This is a genomic window from Roseateles sp. P2_H4 (genome assembly GCF_056403315.1).
This window is the reverse complement of sequence record NZ_JBFUFR010000056.1, coordinates 1-19,631: the sequence shown is the minus strand read 5'-3', so window position 1 is coordinate 19,631 and position 19,631 is coordinate 1. Positions and strand designations below refer to the sequence as shown.

The 19,631-nt window shown below is 66.6% G+C and carries 13 protein-coding genes and 3 tRNA genes; 13 read left to right on the top strand and 3 right to left on the bottom strand.

The genetic code is table 11. From position 1 onward, the window contains the following. The first annotated feature begins 1 nt into the window (after position 1). The 7 genes from nagZ (at position 2) to AC1DW3_RS27910 (ending at position 8,339) form a co-directional block, all read left to right on the top strand. Positions 2-1,474 (top strand): beta-N-acetylhexosaminidase, encoded by a 1,473-nt coding sequence (gene nagZ, locus AC1DW3_RS27940; RefSeq protein ID WP_477937079.1) that lies wholly within the window; start codon positions 2-4, stop codon positions 1,472-1,474. Beyond that, entirely contained in the window at positions 1,474-2,751 is a 1,278-nt protein-coding gene (locus tag AC1DW3_RS27935) for an MFS transporter (RefSeq protein ID WP_477937077.1), read from the top strand. Before nagZ ends, AC1DW3_RS27935 begins: the two co-directional genes overlap by 1 nt. Continuing rightward, positions 2,748-3,590 (top strand): glycoside hydrolase family 16 protein, encoded by an 843-nt coding sequence (locus AC1DW3_RS27930; protein ID WP_477937075.1) that lies wholly within the window; start codon positions 2,748-2,750, stop codon positions 3,588-3,590. The genes AC1DW3_RS27935 and AC1DW3_RS27930 overlap by 4 nt, the downstream gene beginning before the upstream one ends. Next, positions 3,587-4,708, top strand: coding sequence for a glycoside hydrolase family 18 protein (locus AC1DW3_RS27925; RefSeq protein ID WP_477937073.1), 1,122 nt, complete (start codon positions 3,587-3,589; stop codon positions 4,706-4,708). Before AC1DW3_RS27930 ends, AC1DW3_RS27925 begins: the two co-directional genes overlap by 4 nt. 183 nt (positions 4,709-4,891) lie before the next feature. Next, entirely contained in the window at positions 4,892-5,959 is a 1,068-nt protein-coding gene (locus AC1DW3_RS27920) for an acyltransferase family protein (protein ID WP_477937071.1), read from the top strand. Between the two features lie 6 nt (positions 5,960-5,965). Next, a complete protein-coding gene (locus AC1DW3_RS27915) occupies positions 5,966-7,486 on the top strand; it encodes a tryptophan halogenase family protein (RefSeq protein ID WP_477937069.1) in 1,521 nt (506 codons plus the stop codon). Positions 7,487-7,631: 145 nt separating this feature from the next. Further along, positions 7,632-8,339, top strand: coding sequence for a DUF6445 family protein (locus AC1DW3_RS27910; protein WP_477937067.1), 708 nt, complete (start codon positions 7,632-7,634; stop codon positions 8,337-8,339). Positions 8,340-8,446: 107 nt separating this feature from the next. On the opposite strand, the gene AC1DW3_RS27905 is transcribed toward AC1DW3_RS27910, so the two are convergent. Beyond that, positions 8,447-11,089: a TonB-dependent receptor gene (locus tag AC1DW3_RS27905; RefSeq protein WP_477937065.1), complete on the bottom strand. Its 2,643-nt coding sequence runs from the start codon at positions 11,087-11,089 to the stop codon at positions 8,447-8,449. Positions 11,090-11,551: 462 nt separating this feature from the next. On the opposite strand from AC1DW3_RS27905, the gene AC1DW3_RS27900 reads away from it, so the two are divergent. Both AC1DW3_RS27900 and AC1DW3_RS27895 read left to right on the top strand, forming a co-directional pair. Next, the gene (locus AC1DW3_RS27900) at positions 11,552-12,511 is read left to right on the top strand and encodes a cupin-like domain-containing protein (RefSeq protein WP_477937063.1); all 960 of its coding nucleotides are present in this window, start codon (positions 11,552-11,554) and stop codon (positions 12,509-12,511) included. Between the two features lie 10 nt (positions 12,512-12,521). Then, on the top strand, positions 12,522-13,538 hold the full coding sequence (locus AC1DW3_RS27895) for a cupin-like domain-containing protein (protein ID WP_477937061.1): 1,017 nt from the start codon (positions 12,522-12,524) through the stop codon (positions 13,536-13,538). 84 nt (positions 13,539-13,622) lie between these two features. Here the strand turns inward: AC1DW3_RS27895 and AC1DW3_RS27890 are convergent, their stop codons facing one another. Together AC1DW3_RS27890 and AC1DW3_RS27885 are read right to left on the bottom strand one after the other, a co-directional pair. Beyond that, a complete protein-coding gene (locus AC1DW3_RS27890) occupies positions 13,623-15,233 on the bottom strand; it encodes a tryptophan halogenase family protein (RefSeq protein ID WP_477937059.1) in 1,611 nt (536 codons plus the stop codon). Between the two features lie 108 nt (positions 15,234-15,341). Continuing rightward, positions 15,342-18,137 carry a TonB-dependent receptor gene (locus tag AC1DW3_RS27885; RefSeq protein WP_477937057.1) on the bottom strand — a complete coding sequence of 932 codons (2,796 nt, stop codon included), beginning with the start codon at positions 18,135-18,137 and terminating at the stop codon, positions 15,342-15,344. Between the two features lie 627 nt (positions 18,138-18,764). On the opposite strand from AC1DW3_RS27885, the gene AC1DW3_RS27880 reads away from it, so the two are divergent. From AC1DW3_RS27880 to AC1DW3_RS27865, 4 genes are all read left to right on the top strand, one after another. Further along, positions 18,765-18,849 (top strand) — tRNA-Tyr (locus tag AC1DW3_RS27880). A gap of 38 nt (positions 18,850-18,887) precedes the next feature. Then, a tRNA-Gly gene (locus tag AC1DW3_RS27875) sits at positions 18,888-18,961 on the top strand. 73 nt (positions 18,962-19,034) lie between these two features. Continuing rightward, positions 19,035-19,109, top strand: a tRNA-Thr gene (locus AC1DW3_RS27870). Between the two features lie 54 nt (positions 19,110-19,163). Next, positions 19,164-19,631, top strand: a 468-nt coding sequence (locus AC1DW3_RS27865) for a GTP-binding protein (protein WP_477937055.1), incomplete at its 3' end; no start/stop codon positions are given.

Sequence of the window (19,631 nt, the reverse complement as noted above, 5' to 3'; positions counted from 1 at the left end):
CATGACCACCTTTGATCCTGGCCGTCTCGTGATGGTCGACATTCCCGGCCCCTCGCTCGACGCGGACACGGCCGCCTTCCTGCGCGAGCAGAAGATCCGCTCGGTCTGCCTGTTCCGCAAGAACATCGGCACGGAGAGCGAGGTCAAGGCGCTGCTGAGCGATCTCATCGAAGTGCTGGGACCCGAGGCCCTGATCGGCATCGACCAGGAAGGTGGCGCCGTCGTGCGCGTGACCTTCCTGCCGCAGCCGCCCTCGGCGATGGCCCTGGGCGCCAGCGGCGACGCGGACCGCGCCGAAGCCGTGGGTGCGGCGGTGGCGCGGGGACTGAAGTCGCTGGGCATCAACTGGAACTTCGCGCCGGTGCTGGACGTCAACAACAACCCGGCCAATCCCGTCATCGGCGAGCGCAGCTTCTCCAACGACCCGGTCGAGGTCAGCCGCTTGGCGGCCGCGTGGATGCGCGGTTCGCTGGGCGCGGGCGTCGCCTGCTGCGTCAAGCACTTCCCCGGCCATGGCGACACGCATGTGGACTCCCACCATGCGCTGCCGACCGTCGACAAGACGCGCGCCGAACTGAACGCGCTGGAGCTCGCGCCCTTCAAGGCGCTGGCGGGCCGGGCGCCGGCCATGATGACGGCCCACATCGTCTATCCGCAGATCGACCCCGACCGGCCGGCCACGCTGTCGCCACAACTCATCGGTGGCATCCTGCGCCAGGACTGGGGCTATGACGGCGTCGTCATCACCGACGCGCTGATGATGAAGGCCGTGGCCGAGCGCTTCGGCTACGCCAAGTCCGCCGTCATGGCCATCGAGGCCGGCGCGGACATGGTGCTGGCCCAGGGCTCGCTGGCCGAGCAACTCGTCGCCATCAATGCGCTGCGCGATGCCTTTGCCAGCGGCCGCCTGACGCCCGAGCAGGGCGAAACGGCCAACCGGCGCCTGGACAGCCTCGCCGCCGCTTACCCGGCCCGTGCCGTGGACGACAGTGCTGCTCGCGCCGCCGATCATGCGCTGATGRCCGAGGCCTGGGCCGCCGGCCKGACGGCGCTGCGCGGTGCGAAGCCGCCGGCGCTGAACGCCCCCATCCGCGTCATCGTGCAGGGCGACGTGCCGACCGACATGGTTTCGGAGGCCGGCCCCACCGGCCGCCAGGCCGTGGCGCTGTTCGAAGCCTTCACCGACGCCCAGGTGCAGATGGTCGACGACATCGCCCAGCTGGACTGGAAGACGGTGCCGCGCGACGGCCGCGTCAACGTCCTCGTCTCCACGCGTCGCGCCCGTTACGGCCTGGCGGCGTCCGAGTGGCGGCCCGACCTGCACCTGTCGCTGTGGAACCCCTACCAGGCGCTCGACGTGCACGGCCCCACCGTGCTGACCTGGGGCTTCGCGCCCGGCGCGCTGGCCGGCCTCAAGGCCTGGCTTGAAGGCCGTGTTCAAGCCACCGGCCGCGCCCCGCAAGGACTGCAGTGATGGAGCAAGCCAAGAAACCCATGCGCTGGGTGCCCACCCTGTACTTCGTGCAGGGCATGCAGTTCTTCGTCGTCATGCTCATCGCGGGCCTGATGTTCAAGAACCTGGGCGTCGAGAACGACCAGATCGCGCGCTGGACGGCCGTGCTGAGCCTGGCCTGGGCCTTCAAGTGGGTGTGGAGCCCCTTCCTGGAACTGCTGCGCAGCAAGAAGCTCATCGTCGTCGCGATGCAGTACCTGGGCGCGGTGGGGCTGGGCCTGATGGCGCTGGCCCTGCACCTGCCGCACTGGTTCGGCGCGGCCATCATCGTGCTGTTCCTGATCGCCTACGCGTCGGCCACGCACGACATCGCCTGCGATGGCCTCTACATGGCCTCGCTGGACAACAAGCGCCAGGCGACCTACGCGGGCTGGCAGGGCGCCTTCTTCAACGGCGCGCGCTTCTTCATCACCGGTGTGCTGCTCAAGGTAGCGGGCTATCTCGAAGGCCAAGTCGGCGTGTTCAACGCGTGGAGCAGCGTCTTCGTCATGCTGGCCGTGCTGGTGGCCGCGCTGGCCACGTACAACGCGCGCTATCTGCCCGGTACGCTGAGCACCGAGCACAGTGAACTGACCGCCTCGGGCGTGGCCAAGTTGCTGAAGGACGTCGTCATCGACTTCTTCAGGAAGCCCGGCATCTGGCTGGCCGTGCTCTTCATCATCATCTTCCGCCTCGCCGAAGGTCAGGTGCAGACCATCGGCCCGCTGTTCCTGCTGGAGGCGCGCGCCAAGAACGGCCTGGGGCTGACGACCAGCCAGGTGGCCGATGTCTATGGCCTGGTGGGCACCGGGGCCTTCCTGGTCGGCTCGGTGCTGGGCGGCTATCTGGCCAGCGCGCTCGGATTGAAGCGGGCGATGCCCCTGCTCATCGTCGCAATGATGGTGCCCAACGCGACCTTCTACTACCTCGCCAGCGCGCTGCCTCAGGATATGGTGCACATCGGCGCGGCGGTGGGCGTCGAGATGTTCGGCTACGGCTTCGGCTTCGTCGGCATGATCCTCTACATCATGCAGGCCGTGGCACCGGGCCGCTACCAGACGGCGCATTACGCCCTGGGCTCGGGTGTCATGCAGCTGGGCTTCAGCATCGCCAAGTTCATCAGCGGCGACATTCAGGTCAGCGTGGGCTACCAGCATTTCTTTGCCTGGACCATAGGCTGCGGCCTGCTGCCCTTGCTGCTGCTGCTGTTCGTGCCGATGCCGCGCGCCAGCGCGGCGCCCGAGGCGGTGCCCGCGTGAAGGCCGTCACGCTGTTGCTGCTGGCCGCCGCACCTGCGTTTGCGGCCGGCGAGTTCTTCGACGACTTCTCGCAGCCCAGCCTGGCCGCCCTGCGCGACAGCGGCTGGGTGCTGCGCGAGGGCACAGGCCACCCCGGCCTGCCGGGCGCCAGTTTTAAGGCCAGTCAGCTTGCGCTGGATGGTGGCCTRCTGAAGCTGAAGATGTCCACCGACGGCACGCCCGCTAACACGACGCTGGCCCAGCTCTGCGCGCCGCGCAAATTCCTCATCGGCACGACGACGGCGCGCGTGCGCTTTCGCGACACGGCCGGTTCGCGGGATCCCATCATCCAGAGCTTCTTCCTGGCCGGCCCGCTGAAGCATGACTACGACCCCGACTTCAGCGAGGTCGACTTCGAATACCTGCCGCATGGCGGCTGGGGCGAGCCCGAGACGCGGCTCTACGGCGTCAGCTGGCATACGGTGCGYATCGACCCCTGGSAGTCCTTCAACCAGGCCTCCATCGTGCAAGGTTCCTTCGACGGCTGGCAGTTGCTGACCGTGCAGGTCGAGGCCACGCGCACCCGCCACTACGTCAACGGCCGCCTGATCGGCGAGCACAGCGGCCGCAATGTGCCGAGCAAGCCCATGGCGATCAGCTTCAACCACTGGCTGTCCGACGGCGCCAAGCCGGGTGCGCCGCGCGACTACGAATTCGAGATCGACTGGGTGCTGCACGAGGCCGGCAAGACGCTGAGCCACACCGCCATGCAGGCCCGTGCCGCTCAATTGCGCAAGCAGGGCGTGGCCCACCGCGACACCGTGCCGGATGCCGGCCTGACCAGCGAATGCAATCTATGAAGAAGTTCCTGATCGCCGCCCTGGCGCTGGCCGCGGGCCTGGCCCAGGCGCAGACGAAACCCGTCGTCGGCACCTACATCCTTGCCGAGCGCGGCGTCGACGTCGTCGAGCAACTGCAGCCCGGCCGCGTCACGCATCTGCTCTACGCCTTCCTGCTGATCTGCGGCGAAGGCGAGCGCAAGACGGAGGCCGCGGCCTGTGCCGGCAAGCCCAATTTCAGCATCGCACCGCATGCCGACCAGGACGTCTTCTCCGCCGCCTTCCAGCGTCTGAAGGTCCGCGACTCCAAGGTGCAGGTGCTGGCCTCGGTGGGCGGCTGGGGCGGCTCCGACCCCTTCTTCCACCTGGCCGCCACGGCCGCGGGCCGCCAGGCCTTCGTGAAGCACTCGGTCGATTGGCTGCGCGCCCACCCGGGCTTCGACGGCCTGGACATCGACTGGGAGCACCCCGGCTCCAATGGCGCCGTCAACGGCGTGCAGCTGGGCAGCAAGGCCGACGCCGAGAACTATGTGCTGCTGATGCAGGACCTGCGCGTGGGCCTGGACGCCTTGGGTCGCGACGCCGGCAAGCGCTATGCGCTGACCACCGCGATTGCCACCACCCGGGAACAGCTGGCCCGCATGGCCATGGGCCGCGCGGCGCCGTCGCTGGACCTGGTCTTCATGATGACCTACGACTTCGCCGGCCCCTGGACGAAGAAGGCGGCCAACCACACGGCGCTGCGCAGCGCCAAGCCCAGCGACGACACCAGCCTGGAAGCGTCCGTCGCCAACCTGAGGCGCGAAGGCGTGCCGGCGGCCAAGCTGGTGGCCGGTGTCGCGATGTATGGCCGCGGCTTCGATGGCGTGAAGGCCGATGGCAGCTATGCCAAACCCTGGCCCAACGAGGACGGTTCGGTGCCTTTCAAGGACATCGATTCGCTGACGGGCATGAAGGCGCATTTCGACAAGCGCACCCAATCCTGGGCCATGGTGGGTGGTGGCCGCTTCGTCGGCTATGACGATCCGCGTGCGGTGCGCGCCAAGGTGGCTTTCGCGAAGAAGGCGGGCCTGGCCGGCGTGTTCGCGTGGGAGCTCAGCCAGGACAACGGCGAGATCCTCAACGCGATGCAGCAATGACGGCCCTACCCCTCGCCCAGTCTCGCCCCGCTGAACGCGGGCGCACCTGGTCGGTCCCCCGAGGGGACGGCGATGCTCGCGGCATCGAGCCGCAAGCACATCGCCAGAGCGGGCCGGCTAGGGAGCGGCCCGGCGCTCGGCCCGCGGAATTCATGCGCCGCGGGCGCGTCGTGAGTCATTGAGATGGCAGCGCGTCGCATCGCGTCGGTCGACGCGCTGCGCGGCTTGGCCGTCGCGGCCATGCTGCTGGTCAACAACCCGGGCGACTGGGGCCATGTCTACTGGCCGCTGGAGCATGCGGACTGGCATGGCTTCACCCCGACCGACCTGATCTTTCCCTTCTTCCTCTTCATCGTCGGGGTGTCCGCCGCGCTGGCCCTCGGTCCGCGCGTGGATGCGGGCGCAGCGCCCGGGCCGTTGCGCAGCGCCGTCGTGCTGCGAGGCCTGCGCATCTTCGGCCTGGGCCTGGTGCTGCATCTGCTCGCCTGGTGGCTGATGCACAAACCTGAGTTCCGGGTGCTGGGTGTGCTGCAGCGGATTGGCGTTTGCTTTGCCGTCGCGGGCGTGGCGGCCCTCCATCTGCGCGCGCGCGGACAGTGGGCCTTGCTGCTGACCTTGTTGATCGGCTATGGCGCGCTGCTGCTGTTCGGCAGCCCGACGCTGGACAAGCTGGGCAGCCTGAACCAGCGCATCGACACCCTCGTGCTCGGCCGCTGGGCCTATGAATGGGACGCGGCGACCGGCATCGCTTTCGATCCCGAGGGCCTGCTGTCCACGCTGGGTGCGCTGGCCACCACGGTCTTCGGTCTGCTGTGCGGCGGCCTGCTGCGGCGCGAGCAGACACGCGGCCTGCTGCTGACCGGCATTGCGGCGGCCCTGGTCGGCTGGTGGTGGTCGCGCTGGTTGCCCTGGAACAAGCAGCTGTGGACGCCGTCCTTCGTGCTGTGGACCGGCGGCCTGTCCGCGGTGGCCCTCGCCGCGGCGCATCAGTGGATCGACCGCCTCGGTCACCGCCCGTGGGGCCGCGCCTTCGGCCTGAATGCCATCGGCGCCTATGCCGGGGCCTGGATGTGCACGGTGCTGCTGGTGGCCACCGGCTGGATGGAGCCGCTCTACCGAACGGTGTTCGGTCCGCTGGGTCCGTTGGTCGGGCCGTATGGGCAGTCGCTTGCCTTTGCCGTCGCCTTTGTCGCGGTCTGGGCCTTGATCGTCTGGGCCTTGGACAAGCGCCGCCTGTACTGGAAGATCTAGGAAGCCATGAAGACGCGACGCATCGCGATCATCGGCGGCGGCACGGCCGGCTGGCTGGCGGCCAACCACCTCGGCTATGAGCTGAGCGCCGATGCCGACGTCGAGATCACCGTCATCGAGTCGGCCGACGTGCCCATCATCGGCGTCGGCGAGGGCACGGTGCCGGCCATCAAGACTTCGCTGCGCAAGTTCGGCATCTCCGAGGCCGACCTGCTCGTCGCCTGCGACACCACCTTCAAGAACGGCATCAAGTTCCAGGGCTGGCTGGATGCGGCCAAGCATGGCAGGGACCATTTCTACTACCACCCCTTCGCCTCGCCGTTCCCTGAGGGCCTGGACATCACGCCGGCCTGGCTGGAGCAGACGCAGCGCCCGTTCTCGGATGTGTCCATCAGCACGCGTGTCGCCGAGGCGGGCCGCAGCCCGAAGGCCATCTCATCGCCGCCCTACGCTGGCGAGGTCGAGTACGCCTATCACGTCAACGCCCACAAGTTTGCCGCGCTGCTGGCGGAGAACGCGAAGCAGCGCTTTCGCGTGCAATACCGGGTGGCCACCGTCGTCGACGCGGAGCGCGCCGAGGACGGCACCATCGCCGCCTTGCGCATGGCTTCCGGCGAAGTCGTCCCCTTCGACTTCTATGTGGATTGCAGCGGCTTCGCGTCGCTGCTGACCCAGCGTGTGCTCAAGGTGCCCTTCGTCGACAAGTCGCACCAGATCCTGACCGACACGGCCATGGTCCAGCAGCTGCCGACCGATCCCGACGACGAGATCCCGCCCTACACGCTGGCCGTCGCGCACGAGGCCGGCTGGATCTGGGACATCCCCGTCACCCACCGCCGCGGCACGGGCTTTGTGTACGCTAGCGCCCACATGAGCGAGTCGCGCGCCATCGAGTGCTATGCGCGCCATCTCGGCGTCAGCCCCGATACGCTGTCGCCGCGCAAGATTCCCATGCGCATCGGCTACCGCCAGCAGTTCTGGTTCCAGAACTGCGTGGCCCTCGGTCTGGCCCAGGGTTTCGTCGAGCCGCTGGAGGCGACGTCCATCCTGGTGACGGACTTCTCCGCCAGCTTGCTGTCGCGCAACTTCCCGCGCATGCGCGACGACGCCCAGGCGCTGCGCCGCAGCTACAACGAGGCCGTGACCCTCACCTGGGAGCGGGTCATCGACTTCGTGCAGCTGCACTACCACCTGTCCGATCGCAGCGACTCGGCCTTCTGGCTGGAGAACCGGCACGAGGCCCATCTGTCGGAGGCGCTGCGCGAGCGCCTGGCCAAATGGGCCATCCGCCATCCGCAGAAGAACGACTTCGGCAGCCGCTTCGACCTCTTCGACGTCGACAACCACCTCTATGTGCTCTACGGCATGCGCTTTCCGACGCGGCCGTTGCCCATCTCGGACTTCGAGCGGCGTGAATGCCTGGCGCAATTCGAGCATGTGACGCGCGCGGCCCAGCAGGCCATCCGCACGCTGCCCAGCCACCGCGACTGGCTGATGGGCCTGCGCGCCGCCTACACACGGGCATGAGCGACGCGCCGGGCCGCCCCAAGCTAGCTCGCTCCCGCTTGGCGGGAGTGAGCCCGGACTTAGGATGCCCAGTGGGCATCCCATGCCTGGCGAACGCCTGGCCGCACTGTCGGCCAGGCAAGGCCGCAGGCCGAAGGGTGCACCAATGAGCGAGGCCTTCGCCATCCGCATGCCGCCGGACATTCAGTCCGTGCAGGTCGGCGAGCACGCCATCGTCTTCATCGACGACTTCCTCGAAGACCCGCAGGCCCTGGTCGACATCGCCAGCTGCAGCAGCTTCGAGCCTTACCCCGGCGTGGCCGATCGCAAGGGCTATCCGGGCGTGCGTGCCGTGGCACCCGCCGACTACTCGGCCAAGCTCACGGCGCTGATGGAGCCGCTGATCCGCTTGAACTTCGGCATGCCCGAAGCACTGGCGCTGCGCAAGGCCGAATGCGCCTTCTCACTGACGACGATGCCGCCCGGCGAGCTCGGGCCCTTGCAGCGCACACCGCATTTCGACGCCAGCACGCCTCACCACATGGCCGTGCTGCTCTATCTGTGCAACGAGGAACATGGCGGCACGGCCTTCTACCGCCACAAGGCGACGGGCCTGCAGCAGGTCACGGCCGAGAACCGCGAGCACTTCCTCGACGTCTATTACGAAGAGCTCAATGCCCGCCCGCCGGCCCAGCGCTACTTCGACGACTCGGATGCGGGCTTCGAGTTCCTGGGCATGATGCCGGCCCGCTTCAACCGCCTCGTCGTCTACCGCGGCAGCCTGCTGCACTCGGCCGTCGTCAACCCGCAGTTCAGCATCAACGCCGACCCGCGCACGGGGCGGCTGACGCTCAATTCCTTCTACGACTTCTAGGCTCCCGAACCCTGGTTGAACGCGCGGCCAGGCCGCGCGTTTTGCTTTGCATCGCCAAAAAAAAGCCCGGCAGATGCCGGGCTGGAAAGGAGACAAGAGGTCGCGGGTCAGAACTTGGCCGTCAGGCCGATCTTGTAGGTCGTCTCACCCTTGAAGGACCAGGCCGGATAGCCTGCCTTCAGCGGATCCTTGTGCAGGCCATCGGCCGGCAGGCTGGTCGACATGACGCCGTACTGGATGTCGTCCTGCTTGGTCAGGTTCACGGCGTCGAAGCTCAGCTTCAGCCACTTGCTGATGTTCCAGCCGAAGCTCGCGTCCAGCGTGCCGGTGTTGGCATGCATGCGGTTGCCATACCAGTAGGCGTTCTCGCGAATGATGTACTTGGAGCGCCAGTTGTAGGCCAGGCGGCCGAAGTAGTCGGCCGTCTCGTAGTAGCCCACCAGGTTCACGTTGTGCTTGGACGACTGCGTGAACAGGCCCAGCTGGTCGGCGAAGCTCTCCTTGGGCGCCGTGCCTTCGGTGAAGGTGTAGTTCGCCACGAAGCCCAGGCCGCTGCTGAAGGCATGGTTGGCCTGCAGCTCGATGCCGCGCAGGCGGCCACCGCCGGCGTTGACGAAGTTCTGCACCGTCCAGTTGTCCACCTTGCTGAACGGGTCCACCAGGCCGATCTTCTGGTTCTGCAGCACGTTGGTCGTGATGAAGTTCGAGATGTCCTTGTTGAAGAAGGTGGCCGACAGCACATTGCCCTTGCCGTAGTAGTACTCCAGGCTCAGGTCGACCTGGCTTGACTTCATGGGCTTGAGCTCGACGCTGCCGACGGTCCAGGTCTCGTTGCCGACGCGGTCGTCGTTGTAGCCGGACACCGTCACGCCGAACATGTTGGCGAAGTTCGGCCGGGTGATGGCTTGCGACGCGGCGGCGCGCAGCACCAGGTCCTTCTGCAGGTCGAAGGCCAGGTTGACGCTGGGCAGCACGTCGTTGTACTTGGACTTCTTGACGTCGTAGGTCTTGCCCCAGTTCTCGTTGCCGGCGTAGTCGCCAGCGGCGAGCGGCGTGCCGTCGAACTTGTAGCCGGTGCTCTTCACGTCGGTGGAGATGTAGCGCAGACCGAAGTTGCCGCGCAGGTTGCCGGCCTCGAAGTCGAACATGCCGTACAGGGCCTGGTTCTTCTCGTTGAGCTCGCTGAAGGCGGAGCGGTCTTCGTTCCAGCCGTTGATGTTCTTCAGCGTGCCGGCCACCATGGCGTCGATGTTGGGACGCGGGATGCTCCAGCTGGCCACGCCGACGGTGCCGTCGAACAGGCCGCTGGTCGCGCTCGAGGCGATGGTGCTGGCCCAGACCGGACGGTAGGCGCGCTTCTCGAAGGTGTGGTCGGCAAAGCGGACACCGGTCTTGAAGGTGTTGATGGCGCCCCAGTTCAGGTCGATGGTGGCGTCGAGCTGGGCGTACTTCTCCTGGTCCTTGTTCGGGCCTTGCGAGGTGGCCCAGGTCTGGGGGCCCAGCTGCGAGGGCAGTTGCGCCGCGGTGAAGGACTGGCTGGACGTCGGGCTGATGACGATCTGGTGGCCGGTCGCGTCGATGGTGCCTTGCCAATTGGGTCGCGCGAAGCCGGCGTCCCAGTTGCCGGACTGGAAGTTGGCCGTCAGCGAGGTGCCGCCCTTGGCCTTGGTGCTGCCGGCGACGAGGTCGAACTTGGCGCCGTCGAGCTTGTAATGGCCGTCAAACGTGACGCTGTCGGACGTCATCTGCGCCTGGCGGGCCCAGACCTGGAAGAACTGCGTCGGCAGCGGGTTGGCGGCGGTCGTGGTGCTGTGCACGCACATGCCGGTCGGGTTCCAGGCCGACTTCACGTCGGTGTTGCGCTTGTCGCAGTTCGGATCCTGGAAGATGTAGTCGCTGCTGTTGCTGTTGTCGCCAATCAGCTTGAGCTTGAGCAGGTTCAGGCCGAGGTCCAGGCCCTGCACCGGCTTGGCCTGCAGCGTCAGGTTGATGGCGTCGCGCTTGCGGTCCTGCACGAAGGCGGTGGGCGCCACGTCGCCCGACCAGCGGTTGTCGGCCTCGACGCCGCGGCGGATGTAGGCGCCTTCGGAATGAGCCGCGGCCGCCAGCACGCCGAAGCTCTTGGCCTCGTTCTTCCAGCTGTACAGGCCCGAGACTTCCTTTTCGGGGTCGCTGATGGTGCCCTTGCCGTACTTGACGCTGACGAAGCCGCTGTTGGCCGGCATGTCCAGGGGCTTGCGGGTCTTGACGATGACCGTGCCACCGATGCCGCCTTCGGTCAGGTCGGCCTGGGAGGACTTGTAGACCTCCATGCCGCCGATCAGCTCGGAGGGCAGCAGCGAATAGTTGAAGGAGCGGTCGATGTCGAGCTGGTCATACCAGCCCGTGGACGCGACGGTCTGGCCGTTCAGCGTCGTGTAGGTCATCTGCGGGTCGGAGCCGCGGATGGACACCGAAGCGCCCTGGCCGAAGGCGCGGCCGACGGACACGCCCGGGATGCGGCCCAGGGCCTGGCCGACATCGGAGTCGGGCAGCTTGCCCACGTCTTCGGCGGAGACGGCATCGACGACCGCACTGGCGTTCTTCTTGATCGTGGCGGCGGTCTGCAGCGAGGCGCGGATGCCGGTGATGACCACCTGCTCGAGCTGGGCCGGTGCAGGTCCAGCCGCTTCTTGTGCCTGGGCGGCGAGCGACATGCTGAGCAATGTCAGGGCGGCGGCTGCCGCGATGGGGGTCGGTTTGACCTTCATGAACTGATCCTCGTAGTGGCCGTTGGTTCGGATGGGCGGGTGGCTGCCTGGGGCCATGCATACCACCTTGAGTCCGGTTGCCGCCCCTGTTTTGTTCTCAATGCGTGCAACCAGTGCAAGGCCACTATAGCGATCGATAACGCCACTTTGCTACCAATTTGGTCCGAGTAGTTTCCCGGGTGGCTTAGGTCATGCTCTATGAAAACGAGGCTGTTTCGCTGTTGATTGCCCTCGCGACGGTGGGTGACTGGTATCTGATTGGTGCCTGAAATCCTGTTGCTCGATGACGACGAAAAACTTGCCGGCGGAAGCGACTTGCTGCTGCGGTGGATGAACTGGTCGGCAATTGGACTTGTCCGGATGCAGGGTTTGCCGGAGGCTTGGCCGCGGCGGCGAGCCAGGACAATGGCAAGCCCTGGACGCGATGCCCTGACCCCGGATGAGCGGTGACTCCCAAGCGATATGAAGCCGGTTGAAAGCTGGACGGCGGTCGACGATCCGCAACTCAAGAACCGCCTGGAGCAGCGCGCCGAACCGGTGCTGCTGAAGGGGCTGGTGGGCCACTGGGCGGCCGTGCAGGCCGGGCGCGACAGCGCACTGGGCATCTGCGACTACCTCGCCCGCTTCGACCGCGGCGTCGAGGTGATGGCCACCAAGACGCGCGCGGCGGCGCGCGGCGTCATGGGCTACAACGAGACGCTCACCGACTTCGCCTTCGTCAAGGCGCGCATGAGCCTGGCCGAATTCATGGCCAATCTGGCGGCCTATCTGCCGCTCGACAACGTGCCGGCCATCGCCGCCCAATGCGCCAAGGTCGGCGACGTCATTCCAGGCTTCCTCGACGAGAACGTGCTGCGGGCCTTGCCTGGCGTCGTGCCCAACTTCTGGCTGGGCAATGCGCTGACGGTGCCGGCGCACCATGACCACCCGTACAACCTGGCCTGCGTCGCCGCCGGGCGCCGTCGCTTCACGCTGTTCGCGCCGGCGCAGGTCGGCAATCTCTATATCGGGCCGCTGGAGCACACGCCGTCGGGTGCGCCGATCTCGGTCGTGCATCCCAAGGCGCCGGATCTGGCGCGCTATCCGCGCTATGGCGAGGCGCTGGCCTCAGGCTGGGTGGCCGACCTGGAGCCGGGCGACGCCCTCTACATCCCGCCGCTGTGGTACCACCAGGTCGAGGCGCTGGAGAAGGTGAACCTGCTCATCAACTACTGGTGGCCCGTTGTCGGTCTCTCTGGCGCCAAGGACCTGCCGGCGCCCGCCCACGCGCTGCTGCAGGCCATCCAGGTGCTGAACGCGCTGCCGGCGGCGCAGCGCGATGCCTGGGCGGCGCTGTTCGAGCACTACGTGGTGCAGCGCGAGCAGGAGCCCGCCGCCCACATTCCCGAGGCCTGGCGCGGCGTGCTGGCGCGGCGACCTTGAACGGATGCCCATGCAACCGATGAAGGAACTGGACGGCGTCACGCGCGAGCGCTTCGAGCGTGAGGTGCTGAACGCCTATGAGCCGGTGGTGATGCGCGGCGCCGTGCAGCACTGGCCGCTGGTGGCCCAGGGGCGTGCGGGCCTGGAGCCCTGCCTGCAATACCTGATGGGTTTCGACCAGGGCGAGTTGGTGGACGCCGTGCTCGCCCGGCCCGAGCCCACGCGCGCCTTTGCCTACAAGCCGGGCCTGGACGGCTTCAACTTCATGCTCGACAAGCGGCCCTACGCCGCCCTGTTCGAGCAGCTCTGGCGCTACAGCCATTTCCCCGAGCCGCCCAGCCTGGCCGCGCAGAGTGCGCTCGTGTCGGCCGCCTTGCCGGGCCTGGAGCGGGCCAATGTGCTGCCGCTGCTGGACGCCTCGATAGCGCCGCGCATCTGGATCGGCAACCGCGCCACCGTGCCGGCGCATTTCGACGATTCCCACAACATCGCCTGCGTGGCCGCGGGGCGGCGCCGCTTCACGCTGCTGCCGCCGCAATGCGCGCCGCTGCTCTACCTGGGCCCGCCGGACTACGCGCCCACGCCGGCGCCGATGTCGGTCGTGCCGGATCTGCACCGGGCCGATCCTGAGCAGTTCCCGCTTGTGGCCGAAGCGCTAGAGCAGGCCGTGGTGGCCGAACTGGAGCCGGGCGATGCGATCTATATGCCGCCACTGTGGTTCCACCAGGTCGAGGCGCTGGCGCCGCATCTGAACATCCTGATGAACTACTGGTGGCGGCCGCTGGCCGCGCCGCAGCGGCCGGATGACCTGCACCTGGCCGCGCTGCGCCTGGCCATGCTGGCGCTGAGGCATCTGCCCGACGGCGAGCGCGAGGGCTGGCGCGCGCTGTTCGCGCACTATGTGTTCGGTGCGCGCGGCGAAGGGCTGGCGCACATCCCCGCGGGGCAGCGCCATCTGTTCGGCGACATCGACGCCGCCGGCGATGCCGCCGTGCGCAAGGACATCCTGGATCGGTTGAAGCCCTGAGCCGCGCTGCGCCGGGCCGCCCCAAGCGAGCGGCCATCCCCGCGGGGGATCGGCCGATGTACCCATCGGCCGAGGGGCGGACATTTACCAGGTGTAGATCTGCATGGCCTTGTCGCCCTGACCGGGCGGGATGTCGGCCAGCAGCTCGCGGTGGTCGGGGAAGTTGGTGACGCTGCGGGCGATGAAATCGTCGACCGCGCCCAGGTTGTGGCGCGCCTGTTGAGCGCTGGGCGGCTGCAGGTCCTGTGGGTCGGGGAAGATGCCCATGCCGGCCAGCAGCGCATACCAGGACACGGTGGGATAGCCGCCACCGAAGCGGCCCGTCTTGAGGGCGGCCACCAGCGGCTTGCGCGACATCCACGTCATCAGCACGCCTTGCAGCGCGTCCGACAGATGCATGTTCTCGGCGTTCTCGCGCCAGTAGTCGGTGTCGGTGCGCGAGTTGGTCTTGTAGTGCGCCACGATGTAGTCGCGGGTGTTGTCGAAGCGCTTGTGCATGGCGGCGTTGAACTGCTCCTGCGCCGAGCTGCCGAGGTCGCCCTTCTCCAGCACTTCCACCAGCATGGACGCTGTCACCTGCACGAACAGCAGGGCCGTGGCTTCTAGGGGTTCGATGAAGCCTTGCGACAGGCCGATGGCCACGCAGTTGCGGTTCCAGACCTTGGCCATGCGGCCCACGCGCATCTTGAGGTGGCGGGCCGGGGTGTCCGAATCGAGCATCCCCAGGTGCTTGCGCAGCTCGGTCTCGGCCTCGTCCGCCGAGCAGTGGGCGCTGCTGTAGACATAGCCGTTGCCCTGGCGCTGGGTGAGGGGGATCTTCCAGGCCCAGCCATGGCGCAGGGCCGTGGACACGGTCTGCGATTCGATGGGGCCTTCGAGTGGCGTCGGCATGGCGACGGCGGCGTCGTTGAAGAGGTTCTCGCCGAAGCCGATGAAGGGCGTCTGCAGGGCCTTGCCGATCATCAGCGACGCAAAGCCGCTGCAATCGACGAAGAAGTCGGCCGCCAGCGTCTCGCCGTCGTCGAGCAGCAGGCCGCCGATGTCGCCGCGCTCGTCGAGTTGCACCTCGGTGATGTGGCGCTCCAGGTGGTGCACGCCGCGCTCCTTGGCCTTGCGGCCCAGGAACTGCCCCAGCAGCGACGCGTCGAAGTGATAGCCGTACCAGACGTCGAAGGGGAAGTTGGCCTTGGCGCGCGGGCCGCGGGCCTGGCGCGCCAGTGCCGCGGACACGAAGAAGCGGTCCGGGTGGGCGTAGACGTCCGCGCCGTCCAGGCGCGCATGCACGTTGTCCACGAAGGGATGCATGGTCATGTTGTCCAGCATCGACACGAAGGGGTGGAAGTAGCGCTCGAAGCCGGGCTTGGTCGACCAGCCATCGAAGGTGATGCCGCTCTTGTAGGTGGCATTGCACGCCGGCATCCACTCCGACTCCTCGATGCCCAGGATCTCGAAGAAGCGCCGCAGCCAGGGCGTCGAGCCCTCGCCGACGCCGATGATGCCGACCTGGGGGCTCTCCAGCACGGTGACCTTCAGGCGCGGGCCATAGGCTGTCGTGGCCAGCATCAGCGCCGTCATCCAGCCGGCCGAGCCGCCGCCGACGACGCAGATGTGCTTCACGGGTGGCGGCGCATCCGTGCTGCCGCCCAGCGGACGCGCGGCGATGTACTGGTCTATGAGGGTGGCGGTATCGCGCATGGGCAATCGGGTATGAAAAAAGGGGAGCGTGATCTCCACGCTCCCCTTTGATTGTGTTCAGCTGCGGCGCCTGCCGGAACCCGTGGGTTCCAGCAGTGCAGGCCGTGATCAGAACTTGACGTTGGCGGTCAGGTAGAACTGGCGGCCGTTCTTGTAGATGGCACGCGGCTGGATGTCGGAGGCGTAGTACTTCAGCTTCGGATCATTCAGGTTCTGCCCCTTCAGGTTGATCTCGAAGTTGTCGGTGATCTTGTAGTTCACCGAGGCCGACAGCACACCTGTGCCTTTCTGGAAATAGTCCGTGCCGCGGTCCTGGCCGATGAAGATGTCGTCCGTGAAGCTGTAGTTCACGCGGGCCGAGAAGTGGTCGTTCTCGAAGAAGCCACCCACGGTGAACGAGTTCTTCGTGTTGCCGCGCAGCACGTGGCCGCTCGAGTCCGAACCATCGGCGTAGGTGTAGTTCGCACTGACGCCGAAGTTGCCGGCGACGGGCATTTCACCCGCGAACTCCAGACCCTTGACCGTGGCCTTCTTGTTGGTCAGGCCGGTGATGACGAACTGGCGGTTCACGAGCTGCTGCGCGCCACCTTGCTGGTTGGTGTTGCCCAGCAGCACCGGGTAGGTGCCGGTGAACGTGCCGTTCGTGATGTAGGTGCCCATCTGCATGTAGAAGGCACCTGCCGACACGAAGGAGCGCGGCGCGAAATACCACTCGACGTTGGCGTCGACGTTGTTCGAGCGGACAGGCTTCAGCGCGGCATTGCCGGCCGTGCCGCCGCCGATGGCGTTGTTGTCCAGGAACATGCCGGTCGTGCTGAGCGACGTGAACGCGGACAGGGCCGTGTAGTCGGCGCGGGTCAGCGTGCGGCTGGCGGCCAGGCGGGCCACGATGTCCTTGGTCAGGTCGATGCGAATGCTGGCGCTGGGCAGCAGATCGGTGTACCTGACGTCCGACGAAGTCGCGGTGAAGTTGCCGAATGCGGAGGCCACGTCCACCTTGTCGGTGGGCAGGCTGTTGCGGAAGGCGCCCGAGGACTGCTTGGTGCGAACCACGCGCAGGCCGACGTTGCCGCTCCAGTTGCTGCCTTCGAGGTTGGCCTGGGCGTAGGCTGCCGTGGTGGTTTCCTTCACGTTGTACTCGCCGCCGTCGAAGGGCGAGCGGCGGGCGATCGGATCGCGGTTGGTGACGCGGCTGTTGTACTCGGCCAGGGCCTCGGCCGAGATATAGGTCAGATTGGTCGGGAAGCCGCTTCCCAGGCCGCTGCCGTAGTTGCCCGGGTAGGACTGGCTGAAGGCGGGCAGGGTGTAGGGCGACAGCTGGGGCGCATCGTTGCCATTGGCGTCGGCGCAGGCGCTGGGCTTGCTCCAGTCCCACGGGCCGACGCGATACGGCGTGCCGGTGGCGCAGCCCGGGCCCTGGTTCAGGGTCGCGTCGGTGTAGCGCTTGTGCTGGGCGCCGCGGACGCCGAACTTCAGGCTCTTCAAGATGCCGGCATCCAGCATGTACTCGCCGTCCACCTGGGCCCAATCTTCCTTGTCGTGCACGATGACGTGCTGGGCGCCGAAGATCCAGTCAAAGCCGACGGTGGGGTTGGTGAAGCTGAAGGAGGGGGCCGTGTCGTTGCCGTTGAGCTGGTAGCTGGCGCGCGTCGTGGCGATGTGCGGCTCGACGACGTCCTGGCTGACGGTCTGGCCCTTGCCCTTGGACGAGCCGGCATTGGCGGTCAGCGTGAGCGAGTCATTGACGCGGACCGAGCCGTCGAGGCTGAAGAAGCTGGTCTCGGCGGCGGCCTTGCGCGAGATCATGTCGTAGTAGCCGGCCGTCGAAGGCGTCGCCCAGTTGAAGGTGGCCTTCGTCAGAGTCTTGTTGCCGTTGTTGTCGGTGGCGATCGCGTAGTCGGAGATGGTGGCGCTGTTGATCAGGCCAGCGCGGGGGGCCATCAGGTAGTTGCGGTTGTAGTTGTCCGCGTCCATCTTGGACGAGAAGCCCGTCAGCACGAGGTCCACGTCCTTGGTGGGCTTGAACTGCGCGCGCACCAGGCCACCCTTGCGCTCGCGCTCCTGGGTGAAGTAGGCGGCGCCGATCAGGTCGGGCGTGTAGACGCCGTTCAGCTCGGGATGGGCGGCGACCAGGGCGGGCGCGTTGTTGGCGTCCAGCTTGTTGATGAAGCCCAGGGTCTCCACACCGTCACGGCGCAGGCTGCGCTTTTCGGAGAAGGCCTGCACCAGGATGCCGAAGGTCTTGGATTCGTTCTTCCAATTCAGGATGGCGTTGAGTTGCGGGTCGGTCTTTTTCGCCAGATCGGCGTACACGGCGCCGATGCCGGCTTCGAAAGTGAGCGCCTTGGAAAAGTCCAGCGGCTTGCGCGTGATGATGTTCACCGAGCCGGCCGTGCCGCCTTCCACCAGGGAGGCTTCGGAGCTCTTGCGCACTTCGACACGGCTAACCAGCTCGGAAGGAATCAGCGAGTAGCTGACGCTGCGACCGACGCCGGCGCCGGTCTGGTCCAGCACGAACCAGTCGCCGTTGGCGAGGCCGTGACCGTCGACCAGGGTTTGCGTCAGGCTGGGATTGGTGCCGCGGATGCCGACGCGATCGCGCTCGTCGAAGCCGCCGGAGCCGCCGGCCGGGCTGTTCAGGATGGTGACGCCGGGCACGCGGGCCAGCGAGTCGGCCACGTTCTTGTCAGGCATCTTGCCGATGTCTTCGGCCGAGATGACGTCGATGTGGGCATCGGCGTTGCGCTTGACGCTCAGCGACTTTTCCTGCGATGCCCGGATGCCGGTGATGGTGACCGTATCGAGTTGCTGAGGGGCCGGCGCTTGCTGCGCCATGGCGGCACCGCTGGCGCCGAGCAGCGCGATGAAAACCGCCTGCGAGATGGGGGTCTGCTTGACCTTCATGGTTTGTTCCTCGTTGTGGCCAATGAATTGGGGCGGCGGTGACTGCTTCGGGTGCGTTGCATACCACCTACGGTCCGGTTGGCGCCTTGTCTGCCCTCAAAAGCGCATTCCAACCAGTGCCATGCCACTGTAACGATTGATAACGCCACTTTGCTACCAATTTTTACTGGGGAGTTTCCCGAGTGGTGGCGGCAAAGGCCTCTATCCATGGGGTGGCCCCACCTGTGGAGGCGCCGTTTGCGGCTGGCTATTGGTATTTCATTGGTATGTTGTCGCGTAGAGAACTGTTGCGCTTCGGCGACGACGGGCTTGCGCTGATCGCCGACTTGGTCGAAGCGAGGCGTGCGGCTGGTAGTGGACTGGCCTGGATCTGGTCCTGAATTGGTCGCCTACCCACTGCGGGTGGCGTCTTGTCTTGTTGGCAAGCGCGTGCCGCGCTAACCGCCTTGCGCGGCGGTGCCGAGTGACTGCGTGGGGTGGTGGTGTCGACAGGCGTCGTGGCGCAGGGCCCGCATCGGCCTTCGTTGCGGGCCGGAATGAAGATCCGTCCTCTCACCTGTTTTGTTCTTGTTGGTGAGGCTCTGTTGCGCCCCCTTTGCCCTGTGCTATAGTTGCGGGCTTGCCTCAGGAGGGGTGGCCGAGTGGTTAAAGGCAGCAGACTGTAAATCTGCCCGCATAGCGTACGCTGGTTCGAATCCAGCCTCCTCCACCAAGACTTTGCAGTCGAGGCAGGGCTTGTTGGCTCCCAGGGCGGGAGTAGTTCAATGGTAGAACCTTAGCCTTCCAAGCTAATGACACGGGTTCGATTCCCGTTTCCCGCTCCATCGAGAGCGGCTTGGTCGGCCAGCGTCGACACCGGTTTGCCGGCCAATCCCATGGCTTCAAACCCGTGCCGATGCCCTTGTGGCTCAGTGGTAGAGCACTCCCTTGGTAAGGGAGAGGTCACGCGTTCGATCCGCGTCAAGGGCACCACCAATTTCTCTTTTTCTTCTACTCGTCCCAACGGGTTCGCCTCAGGAGCGCAAGATGGCAAAAGGCAAGTTTGAACGTACGAAGCCTCACGTGAACGTGGGCACGATTGGTCACGTCGACCACGGCAAGACGACGCTGACCGCGGCGATCGCAACGGTGCTGTCCAAGAAGTTCGGCGGCGAGGCCAAGGCCTACGACCAGATCGACGCAGCGCCGGAAGAAAAGGCCCGCGGCATCACGATCAACACCGCGCACGTCGAGTACGAGACGGCCAACCGCCACTACGCGCACGTTGACTGCCCCGGCCACGCCGACTACGTCAAGAACATGATCACCGGTGCCGCCCAGATGGACGGCGCGATCCTGGTGTGCTCGGCCGCTGACGGCCCGATGCCCCAGACCCGCGAGCACATCCTGCTGGCTCGCCAGGTCGGCGTGAAGTTCATCATCGTCTTCCTGAACAAGTGCGACATGGTCGACGACGCCGAGCTGCTCGAGCTGGTCGAAATGGAAGTGCGCGAG

Bases quoted from the DNA above. Each gene is read 5' to 3' on its own strand.
- AC1DW3_RS27935 (WP_477937077.1), top strand. From the start codon at position 1,474: ATGGAGCAAGCCAAGAAACCCATGCGCTGGGTGCCCACCCTGTACTTC.
- AC1DW3_RS27890 (WP_477937059.1), bottom strand. From the start codon at position 15,233: ATGCGCGATACCGCCACCCTCATAGACCAGTACATCGCCGCGCGTCCG.
- AC1DW3_RS27905 (WP_477937065.1), bottom strand. From the start codon at position 11,089: ATGAAGGTCAAACCGACCCCCATCGCGGCAGCCGCCGCCCTGACATTG.
- AC1DW3_RS27920 (WP_477937071.1), top strand. From the start codon at position 4,892: ATGGCAGCGCGTCGCATCGCGTCGGTCGACGCGCTGCGCGGCTTGGCC.
- AC1DW3_RS27885 (WP_477937057.1), bottom strand. From the start codon at position 18,137: ATGAAGGTCAAGCAGACCCCCATCTCGCAGGCGGTTTTCATCGCGCTG.
- AC1DW3_RS27925 (WP_477937073.1), top strand. From the start codon at position 3,587: ATGAAGAAGTTCCTGATCGCCGCCCTGGCGCTGGCCGCGGGCCTGGCC.
- AC1DW3_RS27910 (WP_477937067.1), top strand. From the start codon at position 7,632: ATGAGCGAGGCCTTCGCCATCCGCATGCCGCCGGACATTCAGTCCGTG.
- AC1DW3_RS27895 (WP_477937061.1), top strand. From the start codon at position 12,522: ATGCAACCGATGAAGGAACTGGACGGCGTCACGCGCGAGCGCTTCGAG.
- AC1DW3_RS27915 (WP_477937069.1), top strand. From the start codon at position 5,966: ATGAAGACGCGACGCATCGCGATCATCGGCGGCGGCACGGCCGGCTGG.
- AC1DW3_RS27900 (WP_477937063.1), top strand. From the start codon at position 11,552: ATGAAGCCGGTTGAAAGCTGGACGGCGGTCGACGATCCGCAACTCAAG.